Source organism: Geobacillus sp. DSP4a, assembly GCF_013096875.1.
GTDB lineage: Bacteria > Bacillota > Bacilli > Bacillales > Anoxybacillaceae > Geobacillus > Geobacillus thermophilus.
This window is the reverse complement of the sequence record NZ_SDLD01000246.1, coordinates 1-347: the sequence shown is the minus strand read 5'-3', so window position 1 is coordinate 347 and position 347 is coordinate 1. Positions and strand designations below refer to the sequence as shown.

Annotated in this window: 1 pseudogene; it reads right to left on the bottom strand. The window is 38.6% G+C overall.

The features are described from left to right. Window positions 1-347, bottom strand: a pseudogene (locus tag ETC02_RS17195) (transposase); the annotation flags it as partial.

The following is a 347-nucleotide window of genomic DNA, read 5'->3' as shown; positions in this document are numbered from 1 at the left end:
ATTTCCCCTGGGTCAATAGCAACACGGTTTTTACATGGATTTTCTTTTGGTTTTTTCCCATCTTCATACGATAAACAAAGCCACAAACCACGGTCATAGACCAACTCGATTTCTTTGACTTTTCCGTTTGGAAGTTTCTCTTTGTCGATTTTCACCACCAAAGGAGATTGTCGTTTTCGATTCCAAATTCCTAGCGACAGTTCCAACGTTCCGTCTTCATGCAAAACAAACCCATCTTTTGCCCATTTCGTGTTGAAATGTTTTTTCTTTTTGTATGGATATTTGATTTTTTCTCCTTTTTTCCGTGCTTCTTTTGCCCCATCACGGGCAAAGATATATTTATGCAC